18 protein-coding genes, 1 pseudogene and 1 riboswitch are annotated in these 20,340 nt (G+C 69.5%); of the genes and pseudogenes, 12 read left to right on the forward strand and 7 right to left on the reverse strand.

All coding sequences use genetic code 11. The features are described 5' to 3' along the window. The first annotated feature begins 131 nt into the window (after nucleotides 1–131). The 6 genes from YWY_RS0115530 to YWY_RS0115555 all read left to right on the forward strand — a co-directional run bounded on the left by YWY_RS0115530 (nucleotide 132) and on the right by YWY_RS0115555 (nucleotide 5,578). A complete protein-coding gene (locus YWY_RS0115530; protein ID WP_028848369.1) occupies nucleotides 132–335 on the forward strand; it encodes a heavy-metal-associated domain-containing protein in 204 nt (67 codons plus the stop codon). Then, complete coding sequence (locus tag YWY_RS0115535; RefSeq protein ID WP_028848370.1) at nucleotides 332–1,294, forward strand: hypothetical protein; 963 nt, start codon at nucleotides 332–334, stop codon at nucleotides 1,292–1,294. Before YWY_RS0115530 ends, YWY_RS0115535 begins: the two co-directional genes overlap by 4 nt. Continuing rightward, a complete protein-coding gene (locus YWY_RS0115540) occupies nucleotides 1,287–3,509 on the forward strand; it encodes a heavy metal translocating P-type ATPase (protein WP_028848371.1) in 2,223 nt (740 codons plus the stop codon). Before YWY_RS0115535 ends, YWY_RS0115540 begins: the two co-directional genes overlap by 8 nt. Nucleotides 3,510–3,622: 113 nt before the next feature. Beyond that, complete coding sequence (locus YWY_RS0115545) at nucleotides 3,623–4,102, forward strand: hypothetical protein (protein ID WP_028848372.1); 480 nt, start codon at nucleotides 3,623–3,625, stop codon at nucleotides 4,100–4,102. A gap of 164 nt (nucleotides 4,103–4,266) precedes the next feature. After that, entirely contained in the window at nucleotides 4,267–4,857 is a 591-nt protein-coding gene (locus YWY_RS0115550) for a hypothetical protein (RefSeq protein ID WP_028848373.1), read from the forward strand. Between the two features lie 22 nt (nucleotides 4,858–4,879). After that, on the forward strand, nucleotides 4,880–5,578 hold the full coding sequence (locus tag YWY_RS0115555; RefSeq protein ID WP_028848374.1) for a nucleoside/nucleotide kinase family protein: 699 nt from the start codon (nucleotides 4,880–4,882) through the stop codon (nucleotides 5,576–5,578). Here the strand turns inward: YWY_RS0115555 and YWY_RS0115560 are convergent. From YWY_RS0115560 to YWY_RS0115580, 5 genes are all read right to left on the reverse strand, one after another. Continuing rightward, nucleotides 5,554–6,435 (reverse strand): PfkB family carbohydrate kinase, encoded by an 882-nt coding sequence (locus YWY_RS0115560; protein ID WP_038045442.1) that lies wholly within the window; start codon nucleotides 6,433–6,435, stop codon nucleotides 5,554–5,556. The genes YWY_RS0115555 and YWY_RS0115560 overlap by 25 nt on opposite strands. Before the next feature lie 16 nt (nucleotides 6,436–6,451). Further along, nucleotides 6,452–7,846 (reverse strand): dihydrolipoyl dehydrogenase, encoded by a 1,395-nt coding sequence (gene lpdA, locus YWY_RS0115565; protein WP_028848376.1) that lies wholly within the window; start codon nucleotides 7,844–7,846, stop codon nucleotides 6,452–6,454. 501 nt (nucleotides 7,847–8,347) lie between these two features. Then, a complete protein-coding gene (locus YWY_RS0115570) occupies nucleotides 8,348–9,157 on the reverse strand; it encodes a hypothetical protein (RefSeq protein ID WP_051310330.1) in 810 nt (269 codons plus the stop codon). 21 nt (nucleotides 9,158–9,178) lie between these two features. Further along, a complete protein-coding gene (locus YWY_RS23375; RefSeq protein WP_051310331.1) occupies nucleotides 9,179–10,066 on the reverse strand; it encodes a DUF4393 domain-containing protein in 888 nt (295 codons plus the stop codon). A gap of 1 nt (nucleotide 10,067) precedes the next feature. Continuing rightward, nucleotides 10,068–11,402 (reverse strand): DUF445 domain-containing protein, encoded by a 1,335-nt coding sequence (locus YWY_RS0115580; RefSeq protein ID WP_245566698.1) that lies wholly within the window; start codon nucleotides 11,400–11,402, stop codon nucleotides 10,068–10,070. A 230-nt stretch (nucleotides 11,403–11,632) separates the two neighbouring features. Here YWY_RS0115580 and YWY_RS0115585 point away from each other — a divergent pair, with 230 nt between their 5' ends. Beyond that, nucleotides 11,633–12,490, forward strand: a complete 858-nt coding sequence (locus YWY_RS0115585; RefSeq protein ID WP_028848379.1) for an exodeoxyribonuclease III — start codon at nucleotides 11,633–11,635, stop codon at nucleotides 12,488–12,490. A 64-nt stretch (nucleotides 12,491–12,554) separates the two neighbouring features. Here YWY_RS0115585 and YWY_RS0115590 read toward each other — a convergent pair whose 3' ends face one another. Next, entirely contained in the window at nucleotides 12,555–13,748 is a 1,194-nt protein-coding gene (locus tag YWY_RS0115590) for a Vgb family protein (protein ID WP_156899293.1), read from the reverse strand. A gap of 183 nt (nucleotides 13,749–13,931) precedes the next feature. Here YWY_RS0115590 and YWY_RS22310 point away from each other — a divergent pair, with 183 nt between their 5' ends. The 3 genes and pseudogenes from YWY_RS22310 (at nucleotide 13,932) to YWY_RS0115605 (ending at nucleotide 16,370) form a co-directional block, all read left to right on the forward strand. Further along, complete coding sequence (locus YWY_RS22310; protein WP_051310332.1) at nucleotides 13,932–14,693, forward strand: Clp protease N-terminal domain-containing protein; 762 nt, start codon at nucleotides 13,932–13,934, stop codon at nucleotides 14,691–14,693. Nucleotides 14,694–14,834: 141 nt separating this feature from the next. Continuing rightward, nucleotides 14,835–15,920: pseudogene (locus tag YWY_RS22315) on the forward strand (aminotransferase class V-fold PLP-dependent enzyme); the annotation flags it as partial. A 62-nt stretch (nucleotides 15,921–15,982) separates the two neighbouring features. Beyond that, a riboswitch (guanidine-III (ykkC-III) riboswitch) is annotated at nucleotides 15,983–16,045 on the forward strand. Nucleotides 16,046–16,055: 10 nt separating this feature from the next. Then, entirely contained in the window at nucleotides 16,056–16,370 is a 315-nt protein-coding gene (locus YWY_RS0115605) for a DMT family transporter (protein ID WP_028848381.1), read from the forward strand. 4 nt (nucleotides 16,371–16,374) lie between these two features. Here YWY_RS0115605 and YWY_RS22320 read toward each other — a convergent pair whose 3' ends face one another. Further along, entirely contained in the window at nucleotides 16,375–17,550 is a 1,176-nt protein-coding gene (locus YWY_RS22320) for a TetR/AcrR family transcriptional regulator (protein ID WP_038045444.1), read from the reverse strand. 208 nt (nucleotides 17,551–17,758) lie between these two features. Here YWY_RS22320 and YWY_RS0115615 point away from each other — a divergent pair, with 208 nt between their 5' ends. Together YWY_RS0115615 and YWY_RS0115620 are read left to right on the forward strand one after the other, a co-directional pair. After that, on the forward strand, nucleotides 17,759–18,697 hold the full coding sequence (locus YWY_RS0115615; protein WP_028848382.1) for an NAD(P)H-dependent flavin oxidoreductase: 939 nt from the start codon (nucleotides 17,759–17,761) through the stop codon (nucleotides 18,695–18,697). Between the two features lie 35 nt (nucleotides 18,698–18,732). Next, nucleotides 18,733–20,304 (forward strand): acyl-CoA synthetase, encoded by a 1,572-nt coding sequence (locus tag YWY_RS0115620; protein WP_028848383.1) that lies wholly within the window; start codon nucleotides 18,733–18,735, stop codon nucleotides 20,302–20,304. Nucleotides 20,305–20,340 lie beyond the last annotated feature (36 nt).

The following is a 20,340-nucleotide window of genomic DNA, read 5'->3' on the forward strand; positions in this document are numbered from 1 at the left end:
GCCGCTGCCTCGCGCCTGACGAACCACAAGCGACGCTGCGGCGTGGGGATCACGAGAACAACTGGCACCGCACGCGGGAGTGATACCCCCAGGGGGTATAGTCGGCCGTGAGCAGAGCGAGGAGGAGTGGCATGACCGAGACCACCTACACCGTGACCGGCATGACCTGCGGCCATTGCGCCAGCTCGGTCTCCGAGGAGATCGGCGCCATCGCCGGGGTCCGCGATGTGTCCGTGGACCTGGAGACCGGGAAGGTGACCGTGGTGAGCGACGCGGAGCTGAACGTCGCCGACGTGCGGGCCGCGGTCGAGGAGGCGGGGTACGCGCTGGCATGAAGACTCCCGCCAAACTCGTTGCTTTCGGTGCCGCTCTCGCCGTGGCTCTTGGCGGCGGCTGGGTGCTCGGCGCCACGGTCGGCCCGCAGAGTGAGCCGGACGTCGCGGATGGGGGCACCACAAGCGACGCGATGCACGGCAGCGGCTCCGGCGAGGATGGCGGCATGCCCGGCCACGGAGCCCAAGGCGGTGACGGTGGCCATGGCGGACATGCGGAGGACGGGCACGGCGGCGGTGGTCACGCGGCGGGCGTGCCCGCGGGGCTGAGCGCGTCCCAGGACGGCTACACCTTCGCGCCGCTGACGTCGACGTTGCGCGCGGACCGCACCGAGCGGTTCCGGTTCCGCATCCTGGGGCCGGACGGCCACCCGGTCACCCGCTTCGAGGTGGAGCACGAGAAGAAGCTGCACCTCATCCTCGTCCGGCGGGACTCGGCCGAATTCCAGCACCTGCACCCGGCGATGGCCGCCGACGGCACCTGGTCGGTGCCGCTGCGGCTGACCAAACCGGGCAGCTACCGCGCGTTCGCCGACTTCCGTCCCACCGACGGCCAAGCCATGACCCTCGGCGTCGACCTGGCTGTGCCCGGCACGTTCCAGCCGGAGACGTTCGCGCCGTCCCGGGTGGCGACGGTCGACGGCTACCAAGTCCGCCTGGACGGCGAGCTGAAGCCGGGCGAGACCTCGGACCTGACGCTGACGGTCACCCGCGGCGGCAAGCCGGTGACCGATCTCCAGCAGTACCTCGGGGCATCGGGGCACCTCGTCGCGCTGCGCCAGGGCGACCTTGCCTACTTGCACGTCCACCCGGTCGACCCGGAGACACGCGGGCCCGAGATCCGCTTCCAGGCGGAGGTGCCGTCCCCAGGAACGTACCGGCTGTATCTGGATTTCCAGCACCGCGGCACGGTCCGCACGGCGGAGTTCACGGTGCCTGCGGAGGGACACCACCATGGCTGACCAGGCCACCCGCACCATGGAGCTGTCCATCGGCGGCATGACCTGCGCGTCGTGCGCCAACCGGATCGAGCGCAAGCTCAACAAGCTCGACGGCGTGCAGGCCACGGTCAACTACGCCACCGAGAAGGCGACGGTCAGCCACCCGGAGACCATCCAGCCCGAGGACCTGATCGCCACCATCGAGCAGGCAGGCTACTCGGCCGAGCTCCCCGCACCGGCCACGCCGGAGGAGGACGGCCGGGCCGCGCGGGACGACGACCCCCAGCTGCGGGCGATGCGGGACCGTGCGGTGATCAGCATCGTGCTGGCGGTCCCGGTGATCGCCATGGCGATGATCACCCCGCTGCAGTTCACCTACTGGCAGTGGGTCTCGCTCGCCCTCGCGGCCCCGGTGGCGATCTGGGGCGCCTGGCCGTTTCACGTGGCCGCGGTGCGGAACGCCCGGCACGGCACGGCGACCATGGACACCCTGATCTCCCTGGGCGTGGCCGCCGCGTTCGGCTGGTCGCTGTACGCGTTGTTCTGGGGCGGTGCGGGTGTCCCCGGCATGCAGCATCCGTTCCGGTTCACCGTCGAGCCCGACGCGGGCCCCGCGATGTACCTGGAGGTCGCCGCGGGCGTCACTGCGTTCATCCTGCTCGGCCGGTACTTCGAGTTGCGGGCCAAGCGGCGCGCGGGCTCGGCCCTGCGCGCCTTGCTCGAGCTCGGCGCCAAGGACGTCGCCGTGCTGCGCGACGGCAAGGAGATCCGCGTCCCGATCGAGCAGCTCGCCGTCGGTGACACGTTCGTGGTGCGGCCGGGCGAGAAGATCGCCACCGACGGCGTGGTGATCGAGGGCAGCTCGGCGGTCGACGAGAGCATGCTGACCGGGGAGTCCGTCCCGGTCGATGTTCGCGAAGGGTCCCGGGTCGTCGGCGCGACGGTGAACGCGGGCGGCCGGCTGGTGGTGCGTGCCACCAGGGTCGGCGCCGACACCCAGCTGGCGCAGCTGGCCAAGCTGGTCGAGCAAGCCCAGGCGGGCAAGGCCCGGGTGCAGCGGTTGGCCGACCGCATCTCGGGCGTCTTCGTCCCCGCGGTCATCGCGCTGGCCGTCGGCACGCTGGGCTTCTGGCTCGGCAGCGGATCACCGGCGACGTCGGCGATCACCGCGGCGGTGGCCGTGCTGATCATCGCCTGCCCGTGCGCCCTCGGGCTGGCCACTCCCACGGCGTTGCTGGTCGGGTCCGGCCGCGGTGCGCAGCTGGGCATCCTGCTGAAGGGCCCGGAGGTGCTGGAGTCGACGAGGCGGGTCGACACCGTGGTGCTGGACAAGACCGGCACCGTGACCACCGGCGAGCTGTCGGTGATCGACTGGCACGGCGACGACGAGGTGCTGCGGCTGGCCGGGGCGGTGGAGAACGCCTCCGAACACCCCATTGCCCGCGCCATCGCCTCGGCGGCCTCGAACAAGGTGGGCGAGCTGCCTGCCGTGCGGGATTTCGCCAACGTCGAAGGCCTCGGCGTGCACGGCGTGGTCGACGGCCACGCGGTGGTGGTCGGCCGTCCCGCCCTGCTCGAGCAGTGGTCCATGCGGCTGACCGACGATCTCGTGGCATGGCAGCGCTCGGCGGAGGCCGAAGGCCGCACCGTGGTGGCGGTCGGCTGGGACGGCGCGGCCCGCGGGCTGATCGCGGTGGCCGACACGGTGAAGCCGACCTCCGCCGAGGCGGTGCGGCAGCTGCGCGAGCTCGGCCTGACCCCGGTGCTGCTGACCGGCGACAACAAGACGACCGCGGCGGCCGTGGCCGCGGAGGTCGGCATCGATGCGGGCAACGTGATCGCCGAAGTGCTGCCCGCGGACAAGGTCGACGTGGTCAAACGGCTGCAGGACGAGGGCAAGGTCGTCGCGATGGTCGGCGACGGGGTCAACGACGCGGCCGCGCTCGCCCAGGCCGATCTCGGCCTGGCCATGGGCACGGGCACGGACGTGGCCATCGAGGCCAGCGACCTGACCCTGGTCCGGGGTGACCTGCGGCTGGCGGCCGATGCCATCCGGCTGAGCCGCCGCACGCTCCGGGTCATCAAGAGCAACCTGGGCTGGGCGTTCGGCTACAACCTGGCGGCTTTGCCGTTGGCTGCGGCCGGTCTGCTCAACCCGATGATCGCCGGGGCCGCGATGGCGTTCAGCTCGGTGTCGGTGGTGCTGAACAGCCTGCGGCTGCGCCGATTCCGGTGAGGGCGTCGCGGCAGGGCCGGTCGTCGCCGAGCGCGCTTCGCTGAGCGACGGATCGTCGCCCGGGAACCCACGCTGAGTAGTGTCGTTCTCCCTCGCGTGGGGTACTCGCTGGCGTGAACACGAACTCGTACGTGCTGTTCCTGCTGATCGGCGCACTGCTGGTGGTGATCGACGGCCAGATCATCTACCGCAGCGGGCGCCGGATGCTGCGCCAGTCGTCCTCCGACGCGGGGTCGGCCGAGTCCCAGGTGAGCCTCGTGGTGGTGCTGTTCCACCTGGTTTCCTTCGGGGTCGTCGCGCTGGCGTCGACGATCGGCGAATGGAACACCGTGACCGGCGTGGTGGCGCGGTTGGGGCTGTTGCTGTTGTTCCTCGCCCTTGCGCACTGGGCTGCCACCACCGCGCTGGCGTCCCTGCGCGACCGGGAGAGCGCCCGGTCCCAGCGGCTGGCCCGGCATCGGGCGCGCGAGGTCGGCGGTGCGTCGCTCGGCGAGTCCCCGATCTCCCCGGTGCCCGGGCAGATGGACGCTTCCAGGGGTGCCGAGCCCTATGTGAGTCCGTCGATCGACGACACCGACCCCTACCCTCGGTGACCGGGCGACGGTGCTCGCGCCGCTCGGCCCGTCACGGCGTCTCCGGTGGTGAGAGCGCCTTTCAGTCGCTCTGGTCGGTGTGAACGGCACAGGCTCCTAGCCCGACCGGGGGACGCAGGTTCACATGAGGTAACGATTCTGCGTACTTCCGCGAGTCCCAAGGCATGGAGAACCATGCGGCCGAGGCAAACGAGCTCGAACTGGGCGAGTTGCTGCCCCGCGCGATGCGCCGCGACAGTGTCCTGGAGGGCACCGGCGCCGCGCCTTCGGCTCGCCCCCAGCACGTCGGCGGCCGGATCGTACTGGCCGTCACCACGTTGATCGTGGGCAACGCCGTGTTGTCCGCCGCCATCGCAGCCATTGCCGTGGTGGCGAAAAGCTCGGTGAGCCTGGCCTCCCCGCTGGACTTCTTCGCCGCGTTCGCGCTGACGTTCCCGCTGTCCGCGCTGGTCGCCGGCCTGGTGTGGATCGGGTCGACGCAGCGGCTGCCCGCGTTCGAGCTGGCCACGTTCTGGGTGGTCGGCGTCATCGGCGTCACTTACCTGGCCGGGCTGGTAGGAATCGACGACGCCGTCATGGCCGAGATGGTGGCTTCCGCGCAGTCGCTCGGGGACAGCTGGTTCACCCAGACCTTCGGCATCACCGGCGAATACCTCAGCTACTACACGTGGGTGCCGTTCCTCGGCGGCATCGTCACCGGCTACGTCACCGGCGCCATCTGCGTTCGCTTGGCCCGTGTCAACCGGGAGAGCTGACCGGGCTCGTAGCATCGTCCAGGTGGACGCTGGTGAGCCGACGAGCCTCGACGAGCTGGCGCAGCAGGTCGTCCGGCGCGCCGGTTCGCGCCCGTCAGCACGGTTCGTCCTCGGCATTGCCGGTCCACCGGGCGCGGGAAAGTCGACATTGGCCGCGCGGCTACGCCGCCGCATCGCGGACATCGCGGGCTCGGAAACGGTGGCGATCGCCCCGATGGACGGCTTCCACCTGACCAACGCCGAGCTCGCCCGGCGAGGGTGGACCGACCACAAGGGCGAGCCGCACACGTTCGATGTCGCCGCCTACGTCGCGACGTTGCGGCAGCTGCGGCGATCGACGGCAGCGCTCACGGTACCGATCTACGACCGCGCGCGGCACGAACCGCGGCCCGACGGGGCACGCTTCGGTCCCGAGACGTCGATCGTGATCACCGAAGGCAACTACCTGCTGCTGGACACCGACGGTTGGTCCCAGGTGCGGGACTGCCTGGACGAGGTGTGGTTTCTGCACGCAGAACGGGCCCTGCTGGCCGAGCGTCTCTTCGCCAGGCACGTCAGCGGCGGCAAGGCGGCGGAGGTGGCGCGGCGGAAGGTCGAGACCAGCGACCTCCGCAACGCGGACCTGGTGGCCTCCGGCCTGGACCGGGCCGACCTGGTGCTGGCCGACGACGACGGCGAGTATCGCCTGCTCGAATCCTATGGCCGGGCGCCCGGCCAGTGACGCATCCATTCCCTGGTGCCGAAGTACCGGCAGGAGAACGTGGCCACGCGAGCAGCGTTGGACAGGGCCTCGGGAAACGGCTGCCCGAGGTCACCGAAGTAGTAGCAGAACGCGCCGTGCAAAATGTCTCCCGCGCCGAGGGTGTCGATCACCTGCTCCCGGCCGACCGGCACCGCACAGGTGTCGTCGCCCCAGCGACAGCGGATCGGCGCCTCTCCCGCCGACACGGCCGCCGCGCTGACACCGGCATCAGCCAGGTAGTTCAGGACGTCTGCCGGATCGTCGGGCACGCCGGGGGGCCGGAACGCCGCCGAGCAGATGGCGACGTCGACCAGCGGCAGCAACTCGGCATGGACGTCCTTCCAGCGACCCGCGTCGAGCATCACCGTGATGCCGCGTGACCGGGCTTGCCTGGCCGCCTCCAGGCACAACGCTTCGTGGTGACCGTCGACGAGAACGATGCGCAGGTCGTCGGTGAACACCGTCGACCCGGCGGCAGGCGCGGAGATCCGGCTGCCGTCGAGCGAGACCAGCGTGCGGGTCCGGGCACGGCGCGCGACCACGATCGACGAGATGGGGAGCTGTTGCTGCTCGCCCGCGATGACGTCGACCGGCCGCACGCCGTGCTCGGTCAAGTCCGCCCTGGCGATCTCGGTGAGCTGATGCGACCCGAGTGCGGTGACCAGCGTCGGTCGCGATCCGGACAGAAAGGCGTACGTCACGGCGGCGTTGGCGGCTGGACCGCCCGCGCCCAGGAACTGATCCGACGCCTGGGTCTTGGTGTCCTCCACCGGGTAGTCGTCGACCAGGTAGGCCAGGTCGATCGTGGTCAGCCCGGCGAACAGGACGGCCGACATCGCGCCGACGACGGGGTCAGAAGTTGATCATGTGGCCGGCCAGCCCGTGGATGGCCTCCTTGACCGCCTCGCTCAGCGTCGGGTGGGCGTGCACGTTCCGCGCCGCCTCGTGGACCGTCAGGTCCCACTGCTGGGCCAAGGTCAGCTCGGGCAGCAGCTCGGTGACGTCCGGGCCGATCATGTGCCCGCCGAGCAGCTCGCCGTACTTGGCGTCGGCGATCAGCTTCACGAAGCCCTGCGCGTCGCCCAGCCCGTGCGCCTTGCCGTTGGCGGTGAACGGGAACTTGGCCACCTTGACGTCGAAGCCCTTCTCGCGGGCTTGCTCCTCGGTGTAGCCGAAGGAGGCGATCTGCGGCTGGCAGTAGGTCGCCCGCGGGATCATCGCGTAGTCCAGCGGCATCGTCTCCGCACCGGCGATGGTCTCCGCCGCGATGACGCCCATGGCCTCGGCGGTGTGCGCAAGCATCAGCTTGGCGGTGACGTCACCGATCGCGAAGATGTGGCCGACGCTGGTGCGGCAGTACTCGTCGACGTCGATGGCGCCGCGCTCGGTCAGCGCCACGCCGGTGTTCTCCAGGCCGTAGCCTTCCACCCGCGGCTGGAACCCGATGGCCTGCAGCACCTTGTCGGCTTCCAGTACCTCCTGCTGGTCGCCCTTGGTGACGGTGACCTTGACCTTCTCGCCACTGTCGTCGATGGCGTCCACGCGCGTGCTGGTGCGCACGTCGATGCCCAGCCGCTTGTACCGCTTGAGCAGTTCCTTGGAGACGTCGGCGTCCTCGGTCGGGACCATCCGGTCCATGAACTCGACGATGGTCACGTCGACGCCGTAGTTGTGCAGCACGTAGGCGAACTCCACGCCGATGGCGCCCGCACCGGCGATGATGATCGACCCCGGCAGCTCCTCGCTGAGGATCTGCTGCTCGTAGGTGACCACGCGCTCGGACAGCGACGTGCCGGGCAGCAGCCTGGTGGTGGCGCCCGCGGCGATGATGGCGTTGGTGAACGTCACCGTCTCCTCGGCGCCGTCGACCAGCCTGACGCGCATCGTGTTCGGGTCGGTGAACGTGCCCCACCCGGGGAACTGGGTGATCTTGTTCTTCTTCATCAGGTAGTGCACGCCCTTGACGCGGCCCTCCGCGACGTCCCGGCTCCGCTTGAAGGCCGCGCCGTAGTCGAAGGACACGTCACCGCTGATGCCGAAGGTCTCCTTTTCGTGGGTGAGCAGGTGCACCAGCTCGGCGTTGCGCAGCAGTGCCTTGGACGGGATGCAGCCCACGTTGAGGCAGACCCCGCCCCAGTACTTTTCCTCGACGATCGCGGTGGAAAGACCAAGCTGTGCTGCTCTGATCGCGGCGACGTACCCACCGGGCCCGGCCCCGAGCACGACCACGTCGAAGTGAGTTGCCATGGGCGCGAGCCTACTAGGACCGCGCCGGGCTGGTGCGCCGCTGTGGCAGGTTCGTGGGCCAGCTGACGCTCGCGCTGCCGCGGGCGGGGGATGTGGTTCGGAGACGGCGGTTCGATCGGGTGGGCGGTGGGCGGGTCAGTTGGTGCGCGGTGCTTGGTGGGGAGGGATGGTCCGGATGGGGTGGCTGCCCGGACAGGTGCCGTTTCCGGTGATGTGCACGGTGCTCCGGGGGTGACCTCGCGCCGGAACAGCCGCGTGGGCGGGCCTCCGGTCGGTGTTCGCCGGTCGCCGTCGTGCGGCGGTCGACCCTCATGGTGTGATCCGCTCGGTCGACGACCGCCCCACGCGAGTTCCCGGCCGGTGTTCTCCGGTGCCGTACCGGGTGCCGTCCGACCGCCGGGCCGGGCTTGCCTGTCGGCCGGATCCGGACCGTGCACCTGCCGACCGGCCTGCATCCGCGGCGGCGTCATGCCACGGTGCGGGGACCCGCACTAGTTCGCGTCAGCCGGCGGGGGCCCCGGTGGTGAACGTCATGACAGCGATGCTCTTGTCGTCGTGGCGCTTGGCACGCGGGAGCTCGCGGCCCTCCGGGTCGTGCTCCGCTTCCCACCTCTGGCACCGGCGCAGGATGGCGGCCAGCTGATCGGAATCGCAGCGGGCGACCTCGTCCCAGTCGTCGAGGCCGAGGTGCCGCATGGTCTCGTAGGCGCCGTCGGTGGCCAGCACGACCCACGGGACCGCAGACAGCGGCCGGGTGGCGGTGATCGCCTGGTAAGCGGCCTCCGGATCGGCCTCGGCGATCCAGTAGCCGCCCGGCCTGTTCCGGCGACGGGCGTGCTCGGCCTGGAGGCGGCGAAGCAGCGCGCGATGCTCCTCGTCGTAGCCACCGCCGTCGGCGAGTCGCTGCCGATAGCGGCGGCGAGCAGCCAGGTCGAGGTCGTCCATGCGGTAGTCGCGCAGCGTCTCGGCAGGCGTGATGATCTCGGTGTCACCGAGCACGAGCATGTCGAGGCCGTCCGCGGTGGCGCGGGCGATGGCCACGGTGCTGGTCGGCGAGGTGCCGGGGGTGAGCTGCAAGTCGGTACGCGTCTGCTCGATGGCACGGCTCAGCGTCTGTGGCAGGTCGGCGGCCGGGTCCGCGATCAGCGCATCCCGGATGTGCTGTCCGAGGACGTCGGCGTACCGGGCGGACGGCACCGGCACGGGCAGGAACGCGGATGCGCCGTCGAGCATGACGACGGCGTTCGGCGTGGTGAAGATCCGGTCGTCGCTGTCGCCGTTTCCGGCCAGTGTGGCGTGCTGGATGCGCATGTGATCACCCGTCGGGAGACGTCATGCGCCGGTCGAGCCGTCGGTGGGCGGCTCGTCGCCGAACAGGCACACCTTGCAGAACTCCCGCCCGAACGCGTTGAGCAGGATGCTGCGCCGCACGATCTTGGGTGCCCGCCCGGCCTGCTTCATCGCCTCCAGCACCCGCGGCTGGGCCTCGACCACCTGGTACCGGTTCGGATTGCGCACCGTCTCCTTGGAGAACTCGATCAGCCCGAGCCGGGACAGGTTGATCAAGTACGGCTGGATGCGGTCCAGGTGCCGCAGCCCGGCGTGCTCGCCGATCATGCTCAGCCCGCTGGCGACGAGCTCCGAGCCGATCCCGAACGGCCGGTTGGTCCGCACGTCGACGGCGGGCTGGGGACCTTCCCGGTACAGAAACCGCAGGATGCGGGCCTCGTCCGGGGTGATCTCGCTGAGGATGCGGGCGTAGGCGGGGTGTCCTTCCTCCGTGACGTCGACGTCGGCCGACCTGTTCAGCAGCTCCTGCCCGCGGGCGCGCAGTACCTCCATGGTGGGCACCTCGTCGGCATCGTTGTCCCGGGCCTGCGACCGAGCCGGGCCGAACGCACCGAGCAACCCGGTCACCGTGACGCCGCGGCCGTCGGGGCCGGCCGCCTGGCGGTTCAGCTCGTCCAGCCCAAGCGTGCGCCAGGCGAACTCGCGCAGCTCCGCGGTGGTTTCCTGCAGCACTTCGACTGGCCGCTCGCCGTCCAGCGTGCGTTCCACGGCGGTGCGGCCGGCGCGCACGGTCGCGGCCAGGGTGCGGTTCACCGTGCGCCACGACGTGGTCGCCGCGACCTTCAGCAGACCGCCGATGCCCTGCACGAGGTCGGTGTTGCCGACCACCGGGACCCCGCGCTTGACCGGTCGTTTCTGCACTTCGCCCATCTCACACCCCGAAGATCGCCAGGTGAGCCAGTCCGGCGACGATGCCGAGCGCACCGCCGTGCACGAACAGCAGCCACTCGTCCTGCTTGATCGCCGAACGCAGCATCTGCACGAAATCCGCTTCGCTCATCCGACGCATCTGGTTGGCGATGAAGTTCTCGATCTTCGCTCCCTGCCGCTTGTTGAACTCCGCGTCGGCGAACGCCGCCGGGGCGAACGCGCTGGCCCGCCTGGCCACCGACGCCCTGATGTTGTCGTACTCGTCCGTCCCGATGGCTACCCGCACCGCCGTCCTGGCGAACCCGACGGCGCGGTCGACCGCGGGTTTGAGGGTGTCCAGCAGCATGCGGTGGGTGCGGTCCGAACGTGGTCCGTGCAGCAGCTCGTGGCCGACGTTCTGCAGCGTGATGACGTTCTCCGCGATCAGCCGCGCGTATCCCTCGGTCACCTCGTCCTTGCGCTTGATGAACAGCCCCTGCCGCCACGGGATCCACCACGTGGGGCGCACCGGCTCGAAGATCATCGCGATGCCCAGCCAGTTGACCACCCAGCCGATGACCGCGCCGCCGATCGGCAGCACGTACCAGGGTGCCTCGGTGCCGAACACGTCCGGCCAGTAGTACAGCACGCCGAACAGCACCAGGCCCATGGGCAGCCCGAAGTAGAAGCCGAAGTTCTGCATGAACCGCAGCTCCTTGCGGCCGATGTCCTGGAAGATGCTGTTCAGCTTGGTCGGGTTCGCCCGCAGGTAGCGGATGACCATGAGCTTGGCGTCGATCAGCTGGTCGATGTTGGCGCCGATCTTGTCGGTCAGGTCCTTCACCACCGACGGCAACTGCTGCTCGACCCTGGCGAACACCAGCTCCTTCACCTGCGGCGGCAGGTCCTTCCACAGCTGCGGGTCCTCCCGCAGCATGATCTCCTCGACCACGTCGCGGATCTGTTCGGTGGCGATGGCCGTGAGGTGCTCGGCGATCCGGTCCGGTTCGAGCTCGCGGTAGAAGTCGCTGATGCTGCCGAGCTTGGCCAGCCCTTTGTCGACGGCGATGCTGGCCATCTTGTCCGCGCGCGACGGCACGATGCCCTGCCAGCCGATCCGCCCGTCGTACTGCAGCAGCGGCAGCACCTGCACCCGCCGCGGCATGAGCGGGAACAGCACCCGCAGCCCGGGCAGCCGGATGCCGTGGAACCGCAGCGGGTGGAACAGCATCACCACGCCGGTCCAGTTGGTGACGTAGCCGATGACGCCGGTGAACAGCGGGATCGAGATCAAGTGGACCCAGAACCGGGTGGCCGACCCCGGTTCGAGCTGCACCAAAGGAAGCCAGTCGACCATCAGCAGCTCCCTTCGGGCTTGGGGAGGAGCCAGGGCCCGGCAGCATGCCCGGCGCGGATCATCATCGTCTGCCGTATGGCGGATGTCCACCGGACGGCCGGGTGAGTGACCAGGGCGTCAGCCGGTGCCGGACAGCAAGACCGTGCCGGTCAGGGCCGCCGTCCGGGCCGCAGGTGCCGTCCGTCCGGACGCGACGGCGACCCGTCGGAGCCTGCGGCTACGGTGGTCGGGTGCGTGTCGCGACGTGGAATGTCAACTCGGTCAAGCAGCGCATGCCGCGGCTGCTGCCGTGGCTGGACGAGCGCAAGCCGGACGTGGTGTGTCTGCAGGAAACCAAACTCACCGACGAGGCGTTCGCTGAGTTGCTGAGCGAGCCGCTGGCCGAACGCGGCTACGAGTTCGCGCACCACGGCCAGGGCCGGTGGAACGGCGTGGCCATCCTGTCGCGCGTCGGCCTGGCGGAGGTGGAGCGCGGGTTCGCCGGGGAGCCGGGCTTTCCCGGCCCCGAGGCGCGGGCCATCTCCGCGACCTGCGGCGGGATCCGCGTCCACAGCTTGTACGTGCCGAACGGGCGGCAACCGGACTCCGACCACTACCACTACAAGCTGGCCTGGCTGGCGGCGCTGCGGGAGGTGATCGCCAAGGGGCCGGAGTCGGTGATCGTCAGCGGCGACATGAACATCGCGCCCACGGATGCCGACGTGTTCGATCCCGAGGCGTACGCCGGACACACCCACGTGACCGAACCGGAGCGAGCCGCGCTCGCCGCGCTCGGTGAGCTCGGGCTGCGAGACGTGGTCCGGGACCGGTGGCCGAACGAGCGCATCTTCACCTACTGGGACTACCGCGCGGGCATGTTCCACCAGGACCTCGGCATGCGGATCGACCTGGTGCTGGCCGGTGCCCCGGTGGCCGAGCGGGTGCGGGCCGCGTGGGTCGACCGGCAGGCGAGGAAGGGCACCGGTCCGAGCGACCACGCGCCGGTGATGGTGGATCTCGACGAGGCGCCGGACGGCGACATCGGCCCGGTCGTGCCGCCGCCGTCGCGGCCGGCGAAACGGAAGGTGACGCTGCCGCAGTCGAGGTGACGTACGGCAAGCACCGGGCCCGCCACTCGTGGCGGGCGGGCCCGGCGGTTCGGGGGACAGGTGACTACTGCGCTTCCGACGGGGCGGGCACGTCGATTCGTCCGATCTTCTGGGAGACGAGCTCGCCGAACCACAGCGTGCCGTCCTTGCCCGGGTTGATGTCGCACGGGTAGGAGACCGGGCTCGGCGTCGGCCACATGGTGGCTTCCCCGGTCCTCGGGTCGAACTTCAGCACCTGGTTGCCCAGCAGGGCCGGGCTGGCGAAGGCGACCATCGCATAGATGTTGCCGTCACGGCCCTCGACGACCGGGCCGAGCATCGGCAGCGGGTTGCCGATGCTGCCGATCTCCAGGTTCTTCATCACGCTGGTGAGCAGCCCGTCCGGCCCGAGCAGCGGGTACTCCTTGACCTTGCCGGTCTCCGGGAACACCTGGGCCAAGTTCATGCCGAGGCCCTGGCCGACCCAGATCGTGCCGTCGCGAGCGGTGCGGATGCCGGTCGGCCAGGACAGCGGGGTCGGCATCGTGTACTGCTTGATCTCCTTGGTGTCCACGTCGATGGTGCCGATCTTGTTCATCTGCGGCATGTTGAACACCACGGTGCGGCCGGGACCCGGCTTGATGATGCCGAACAACGAATGCACCTGGCCGCCGATCTCGCCGGGAACCTTGTACCGGGAGAAGGTCTCGGTCTCCGGGTCGAAACGGCCGATCGAGTTCAGCCCGCCCGCGGTGAACCACACGGCGCCGTCCGGGCCGATGGCCACGTCGTTGGACAGCACGGTGCCGACGTTCACCGGAGTCTTGCCGATGGTGGTGCTGAACGCGTTGTTCCACGGCAACGGGAACTGCTTGTACGTGCCCGTGTCGGTGCTGAACCTGATCAAGCTGTTGTTGGTGACGCCGGGCATCCAGTAGTTGCCCTTGTCGTCGATGTCCATCCCGCCGGGCACGGACAGCGGCTGCGGTGTCGGGAACGACTCGTACTCCCCGGTGGCGAGGTCGTACGACGTGATTTCGCTGCTGAGGTACTGCTCGATCCACAACTTGCCGTTGTGGTACTCCACCTCGCACACGCCACCGATCGGCAGGCTGGCGGGCACCGGGCCATACTCCACGATGGGGTTGTCGCCGGCCTGGGGTGCGGCTTCGGCGGCGGGCATGGCCGCCGCGGTGATCGCGCCGACCGCGGCCAGCGCCAGCACGCTCCGACGTGGCTTGGTCAGCAGGCGCTGCTTCGATCTCGTCCTCGAGCTCACAGCGGTTCCTCTCTGCGGTCCTTCCGGTGGCTGGTGCCACACTGGATTGGATCGGAACTCTAATACTAGATATTCGAATGAAGTGATATCGCGGACTGGAGTAATACCCGATCGGGCGAGGCGTGGGGCGAGAGGGTCAACCTGGAGTTGACGGCTGAATGTTCGTCAACTTACGGTTGACGAATGTCGGAAGGATTCCATGGACAACGACCGCACTCCGCGCAAGCGGGTGCCCCGATCGAACTCGACGACCTCGTCGAGCACATCGCGAACGAGCACGACGATCCGCTCGACCGGCTCGCTGCCGCTACCAGGATCTCGAAGGACCTGGAGGATCTCGGCGAACGCGTGGTCACGCACTTCCTGATCGAGGCCCGGCGCGCCGGGGCGTCGTGGCTGCGAATCGGCAAGGCCTTCGGAGTCTCCAAGCAGGCCGTGCAGAAGCGCTTCAAGGCGAAGCTGGCCTTGCAGGAAGCCAAGGCCGATCCGGAAGAGGAGTTCGAGGCGTTCACCCAGCGTGCCTGCAACGTGGTGGCCGCGAGCCGGAAGGCGGCGCGTCAGGCCGGTCATCGCGAGGTCGGCCTCCTGCACCTGGTCCTCGGCATGCTCGCCGAGCCCAAGGGACTGGCCGCGCAGTCCATCACCACCCAGGGCTTCGCGCTCGAGGCGGCCCGGCAGGCCGTGCAAGCCGCGTTGCCTGCGCCCCAGGCCGCCCAGCCACCGGAGCCGGTCCCGTTCTCCGAGCCGGTGCGAAAGATCCTGAAGCAGGCCGTGGAGCTGGCCGCGCCGGAAGCCGGCCTCGGCTATGTCGGGACCGAACACATCATGCTGGCGATGATCGAGCACGCGGCGGGTCAGCGCGTGCTGGTCGAGCTGGGCATCGACCCGCAGGCCGCGAAGACGTTCATCATCGACTACCACAACACCCCGGCGACGCCGAGCTGAGCGGCGGCCGGGCGTTGGAGGTCACAGGGTCCGAATCCGGCGAGCCGTGCCGTGGCGAGCGCTCAGGGTGGCCGGGAGGCGGCCGGGCGGCATGGGGCATTCGTCACCGGACCTCGGCGTCGCGGGGCCTATCGTGGCCGTGTGGCGATCTCACCGGAGTATCTGAACCAGTTCACCGAGCCCGTCGGATATTTGGACCACGCCAGGGTCGGGCCGCTGTCGAAGGCCGTCCGGACCACGGCGGCCAGCTTGCTGGAAGAGCTGGCCAAGCCGGGGCCCGGGACCGTGACCACCCTGCTGAACCGCGAGGCGTCGCGCGCGAAGCAAGCCGTGGCGCGAGCCTGCCGCACCGACGCCGACCACGTCGTGCTGGAGCCCAACACGAGCACCGCGCTGTTCCAGACGGCCTTCAACCTCGCGCGCGGCGAAGTGCTGGTCTCGACCGGTGAGTTCCCGGCGAATCTGTATCCGTGGGTGCGGGCGGAGCAGCTGGGGCTGGCCCGGGTGCGCTGGATGCCGCCCGGACCCGTCACACCGGAGCGGGTCCGGGCGGCCATCACGCCCGAGACGTCGGTGGTGTCGGTGAGCGCGGTCAGCTTCCGCACCGGTTACCGAGCGGATCTGGCGGCTCTGCGTGACGTGGTGGGCGACCGGCTGCTGGTGGTCGACGCCATCCAGGGTTTCGGGGTCGTCGACGAGCCGTGGGAGGTGGCGGACGTCCTGGTCAGCGGCGGGCAGAAGTGGCTGCGGGCCGGTCACGGCACCGGGTTCGCGGTGTTGTCCGACCGAGCGCTGGAGCGGATGCAGCCGGTGTTGTCCGGCTGGACCGGCGCGCGTGACGCCGACGTGTTCGACGACCGGGTGCACGAGCCGCTGCCGACGGCGCAGGCGTGGTCGTTGACCTACCTCAGCCCGGTGTCCGCGGGGATGCTGGCGACCGCTCTGGAGCTGGTCGAGCTCGCCGGGGTAGGCGCCATCGCGGCCCGAATCGAGGAGCGCTTGCGGGAGTTCGACAGTGTGCTCGAGGGCGCGGGAGCGCGCATCGTGTCGGAGCGAGAACGGCGCGCCGGGATCCTGGTGTTCGAGGTGCCTGGCCGTCCGGCACCGAAAGTCGCCGACGCGTTGGCGGCCGAGGGCATCACGGTGTCGGTACGTGGACCCCACGTCCGGTTGTCCGCGCACGCTTCGACCTCACCGGAGGCGGTGAAGATGGTCGAAGCGGCACTGAGCCGCGCCCGCTGAGATCGGGCCACCGCGTTCGGTGCGCCGTGGTCGTCGCTACCGTTGACGTACGGCCACGTCGTGGCCGCCGGACGAGGGAGCCGTACCCGGAGAGCGACAAGACGGCCGGTAGGAGCAGTCGTGGCGTGGTTGGTCCTCGTGCTGTCCGGCGCGCTGGAGTCCGTCTGGGCGGTCGCACTCGGCAAGTCCGCCGGGTTCAGCCGCTTGTGGCCGTCGGTGATCTTCGTCGTCGCACTGGCCGCCAGCATGGCGGGGCTCGCCTACGCGATGCGGTCGATCCCGACCGGAACGGCCTACGCCGTCTGGGTCTCCATCGGGGCGGCGCTGACCGTGATCTTCGGGATGATCACCGGGGACGAAAGCATCAGCTGGCTGCGGATCCTGCTGCTGTGCGGCCTGATCGGCTGCGTCGTCGGGCTCAAGCTCACCCACTGAACGTTCACGACCGCAGCATGACGGCGAGGGCCAGTTCCGGCAGCGCTCGGTCGATGTTCGACAGACCCCGCAGGTGGCTGGTGCGCGACACGTCGTTGACCGTGGTCAGTCCGCCGTGCACGAAGAACCGTGCCTCCGTCTCCGTCAGATCGAACCTGACCTGTTGCAGCAGCCGCACCCACTCGGCAACGTAGTCGCGCTGCAACCGGCGGATCTCGTGTCGCTGCTCGTCGGGGAGGTTCATCACCTCGGTCACCAGGGCGCCGAACAGCTCGTGGTGGCTGAGCGCGAGGTCCACGTAGGAACGCATCGCCAGGCGCATCGCCTCCTCGGCGTCGCCCGCCTGGGCGAGCGCGTGCGACATGCCGAGCTGCAACGTGCTCGCACCCCGGACGAGCGCGGCGACCAGCAGGTCCGACTTGACCGCGAAGTGGTTGTAGACGCTCGCGCTGGCGATCCCGACCGCGGCGCCGATGTCCTCGATGCTGACGTCGTGATAGCCGCGCTCGTGGAACAACCGGATGGCGGCGGCGAGCAGGGACTCCCGGCGGGAACCCGCCGCCAGTCCCGGCGCGGCCGGTGGCGCCGTGCCGACGTGTTCGTCCAGATCTGCCGCCGGGGTGTGGTCGACGACGGTGGTGGCCATGCGGTGCAGCAGCAGGCGGATTCGTTCCGGCTTGGCCGCCGTGGTGTGGTAGGAGAAGCTGGTCAGGACCGCCAGGGTGGCCCAGGCGAGCAGTTCGGCGGCCTGGGCGGACAGCTCCGGCCGGTCCTGCCGCAGCAGGGCGACCAGTCGCCGGATGACCGCGAAGCAGCGTTCGCGGATGGCGGCCCGTTGCTCGTCGCCGACGTGGCGGGATTCCCGTGTCCACAGCACGCCTGCGGGCCGTCGTTCCGTCCCGCTGCGGGCCAGCCGGGCGACGGCGTCCTCGATCGACTCGGCCTCGCCGACGTCGGCGGTGGCACGGTCGAAGACGTCGATGATCGCCGCCGCCAGCAGATCCTGCTTGCTGCGGAAGTGGCGATACAACGCCCCGGCCGTGATGCCCACGGCTGACGCTATCTGTGCTGTGCCGGCCCGGTGGAAGCCTTCCCGGTAGAAGACGTCGGCCGCGGCGGCGACGATCTGCGCCTTCCGGTTCCGGGGCCGCCGGCGGACGCCTTGGTGAGCCCTCGTCACATCTCGCCCCCTCCGACTTCAGCCGCCCGCGGCGTCCGGCGCGGCTGTCGACGTCGACGAGTCTGCCAGATCGACCGGAGATCACCCGAATGGTCGATCTGTTGTCCACGTCATACGACTCGTGATTTACTTATGACTCATCCTAGCACGTAAAAGTGATCGACTCGCTCCATTGAAGACGACCGACAAGTAGCTTGAGGAGTCGGGAATGGCGTTGCCGGCGGTGTTGCGGTCGGGGCTCGAGGTGCCGGTGATCGCCGCGCCCATGACCCGGGTGTCGGGTCCGGAACTGGTCGTCGCGGCCTGTCGAGCCGGCGTCATCGGTGCGTTCCCCACCCACAACGCGCGTGACGCCGACGAGCTGGACGCCTGGTTGCACCGGATCCGGCACGACGTGGCCGAGGGGTCGGGTGCCGCGGCTGCGTTCGCCGCCAACCTCGTGGTGCACCGCAGCAACCATCGCCTGGACGAAGACATGGCGTGCCTGATCCGCCACCGAGTGCCGGTGGTCATCACCAGCGTCGGCTCCCCGGTCCCGGTCGTGGGCCCGCTGCACGACGCCGGTTGCCTGGTGCTCGCCGACGTGGCGACCATGCGGCACGTCGAACGCGCGCTTGCGGCCGGTGTGGACGGACTGGTGCTGCTGACGGCCGGGGCGGGTGGACAGACGGGGTGGTTGAACCCGCTGGCGTTCGTGCGGGCGGTCCGGCGCGAGTTCGCCGGCCCGGTGGTGCTGGCCGGTGGGGTGACCGACGGTGCCACCGTGTTCGCGGCCGAGGTGCTGGGGGCGGACCTGTGTTACATGGGGACCGCCTTCATCGCGACCACCGAGAGCCGGGCGAGCGACGCGTATCGCAATGCCGTGGTCGCGGCAGGCATGGACGACGTCGTGCAGACCACGGCCGCCACCGGCCTGCCGGCCAACCTGCTGCGCTCGTGGTGGGAGCGCCACACGGACCATCTCGGCCGCAGCGACGGGGCGTCCGGCACCTTCACCTTTTCCTCCCTGCTCGGCGACCGCGAACCGTGGGCCGCCGGTCACAGCGTGGCCGGGGTCGACCGGGTGCGCCCGGTCGCCGCACTGGTGGAGAGCGTTCGCAAGGAATATCAGTCGGCCAGAGCCGCCGCGTTCGGCACGATGCCGTGACGCAGGCGGCTCCTCAACGGTGAGGAGTGGTTGTCGTGTCGACATGGGGCAACTTGACCCGGGTGTTCGATCGAGCGTGCGCGTACTACCCGGACCGGACGGCGGTCGTCGAAGGCGACCGGCGCATCACCTACCGGGAAATGAGGGACTGGACCAACCGCATCGCTCACGGACTCGCCGCGCTCGGGGTGGCGCACGGGGAACGGGTGGGCATGCTGCTGCCCAACTCGCTCGAGCTCGTCCCGACGCTGTTCGGCATCTGGCGCCGAGGGGCGACGTTGGTGCAGATGCCGGCTCGCTCCGGAATCGACGACTGGCGCTATTTCCTGCGCGAGTCGCACGCGTCCACGCTGATCTACCACGCCCAGTTCGACTACGCCATCAGCAAGATCAGGGCGGACCTACCCGAGTTGAAGCACCTCGTCCGGCTCGGTTCCCCGGAAGGCGACTCTGCCGTCGAGGCAGCCGACTACGACGACGTTTTCAGCAACCAGCCGACGGACGACTTCTCGGCCATGATCACCCCGGACGACATCGCGTACGTGGCATTCACGTCGGGCACGACCGGGGTGCCGAAAGGAATCATCCAATCGCACCGTTCCTGGTCGCATTACGTCATCACCGCCGGGTTGGAGATCGGCGACACCCGGCCGGGTGAAGTGTTCGCGCACGTCGCTCCGCTGACGCATTTCACTCAGATATTCCTGGTGCCCACGTTCATGCGCGGCGGCACGAACGTCGTCCTACCCGGTTTCGACATCGAGAAGTTCCTCACCACGATCCAGCAGGAAAAGGTCACGGCCACTGCGGTGGTGCCCACGATCCTGTACACGCTGCTGGACTACCCGCGGCTCGGCGACTTCGACCTGAGCTCGTTGCGAACTGTCGTCTACGCCGGCTCGCCCATGGCGCCCGAGCGGCTGCAGCAGGCGCTGGAGGTGTTCGGACCGATCTTCGTGCAGACCTACGCAGGCAGCGAACCGGGGTTCACCACGTGCCTGCGCAAGGAGGAGCACCGGGTCGACAGCGACGAGTGGATCAAGCGGCTCAGCTCCGCGGGCCGGCCGATGTTCCACGTGGACGTGTCGATCCAGGACGAACACGACAACATCCTGCCGCCGGGGGAGATCGGTGAGATCTGCGCGCGGCAGGAAGGCCAGATGGTCAGCTACCTGGACCCGGAGAAGAACGCGGAGGCGATGCGCGGTGGTTGGGTCCACTCCGGCGACATCGGCTACGTCGACGAGGACGGCTACGTCTACATCGTCGACCGCAAGAAGGACATGATCGTCACGGGTGGCATGAACGTCTTCCCCCGGCAGATCGAGGACATCCTGCAGGAGCACCCGGCGGTGGCTCAGTGCGCGGTGATCGGGGTGCCGCACGAGCAGTGGGGCGAAGCGGTCACCGCGTTCGTGGTCCGGCGCGACGGGGCCACGGTGACTGCTGACGAACTCGTCGCGATGGTGAAAGAACGCAAGGGCGGCGCCTGGGCGCCGAAGACCGTGAACTTCGTCGACCAGCTTCCACTCAACGCCTCCGGGAAGGTCGACAAGAAGAAATTGCGCGAGCCGTACTGGGTCGGCCGGACCAGGCAGGTTTCCTGACCGGTAAACCATTCTTTCGGTTCGATTGGCTCGTCA

The sequence above is a fragment of the Thermocrispum agreste DSM 44070 genome, assembly GCF_000427905.1.
Lineage (GTDB): Bacteria > Actinomycetota > Actinomycetes > Mycobacteriales > Pseudonocardiaceae > Thermocrispum > Thermocrispum agreste.